Genomic DNA, 1,112 nt, shown 5'->3' on the forward strand with positions numbered 1-1,112 from the left:
TCGGCGAGGTCGGCAACGCCGAGCAGGCCAACATCAACTGGGGCAAGGCCGGCCGGATGCGGTGGAAGGGCAAGCGCCCCACCGTCCGTGGTGTGGTGATGAACCCGGTCGACCACCCGCACGGCGGCGGCGAGGGCAAGACCTCCGGTGGCCGTCACCCGGTCAGCCCGTGGGGCAAGCCCGAGGGCCGCACCCGCAAACCGAACAAGCCGAGCGACAAGCTCATCGTCCGTCGCCGGCGCACCGGCAAGAAGCGCTAGGCAGGAGAGTAGGCAATGCCACGCAGCCTGAAGAAGGGTCCGTTCGTCGACGGCCATCTGCTCAAGAAGGTCGACGTCCAGAACGAGAAGAACACCAAGCAGGTCATCAAGACCTGGTCTCGTCGATCCACCATCCTCCCGGACTTCATCGGTCACACCTTCGCCGTCCACGACGGCCGCAAGCATGTGCCGGTTTTCGTCACCGAGGCGATGGTGGGCCACAAACTGGGCGAGTTCGCCCCGACGCGGACGTTCAAGGGTCACATCAAGGACGACCGGAAAGCGAAGCGGCGATGAGCGCTCGCGCGAAGAGCATGGAGCCCCGATAATCATGACGACTGTTACTGAATATCCGTCCGCCTCGGCGGTGGCGAAGTACGTGGGGATCTCGGCCAGCAAGGCCCGCCGGGTGATCGACCTGGTGCGCGGGAAGTCCGTCGAGGAGGCCCTCGACATCCTGCGCTGGGCCCCGCAGGCCGCCAGCGAACCGGTCGCCAAGGTGATCGCCAGCGCGGCGGCCAACGCCCAGAACAACAACGGCCTGGACCCGCGCACCCTGGTGGTCGCGACGGTGTACGCCGACGAGGGCCCGACCGCCAAGCGCATCCGGCCGCGCGCGCAGGGCCGCGCCTACCGGATCCGCAAGCGCACCAGCCACATCACCGTGATCGTCGAGAGCCGTCCGCCGCGTGATCAGCGGGCCGGGCAGTCGACGCGGTCACGTCGCGCCGAGGGCAGCAAGGCAGCCAAGAAGGGAGGCTCGCGCTAGTGGGCCAGAAGATCAATCCCCACGGATTCCGGCTCGGTATCACCACCGACTGGAAGTCCCGGTGGTACGCCGACAAGCAGTAC

2 protein-coding genes and 2 pseudogenes are annotated in these 1,112 nt (G+C 67.4%); all 4 read left to right on the plus strand.

Annotated elements, in window-relative coordinates; all coding sequences use genetic code 11:
* A pseudogene (locus ADBZ5U_RS16495) lies at positions 1-260 on the plus strand (50S ribosomal protein L2); the annotation flags it as partial.
* 15 nt (positions 261-275) lie between these two features.
* On the plus strand, positions 276-557 hold the full coding sequence (gene rpsS / locus ADBZ5U_RS16500) for a 30S ribosomal protein S19 (RefSeq protein WP_197382441.1): 282 nt from the start codon (positions 276-278) through the stop codon (positions 555-557).
* 34 nt (positions 558-591) lie between these two features.
* Complete coding sequence (rplV, locus tag ADBZ5U_RS16505) at positions 592-1,029, plus strand: 50S ribosomal protein L22 (protein ID WP_526811989.1); 438 nt, start codon at positions 592-594, stop codon at positions 1,027-1,029.
* Positions 1,029-1,112, plus strand: a pseudogene (locus ADBZ5U_RS16510) (30S ribosomal protein S3); the annotation flags it as partial. The gene rplV and the pseudogene ADBZ5U_RS16510, both read left to right, overlap by 1 nt.

The organism is Mycobacterium sp., assembly GCF_040398885.1.
Lineage (GTDB): Bacteria > Actinomycetota > Actinomycetes > Mycobacteriales > Mycobacteriaceae > Mycobacterium.

Bases quoted from the DNA above. Each gene is read 5' to 3' on its own strand.
- rplV (WP_526811989.1), top strand. From the start codon at position 592: ATGACGACTGTTACTGAATATCCGTCCGCCTCGGCGGTGGCGAAGTAC.
- rpsS (WP_197382441.1), top strand. From the start codon at position 276: ATGCCACGCAGCCTGAAGAAGGGTCCGTTCGTCGACGGCCATCTGCTC.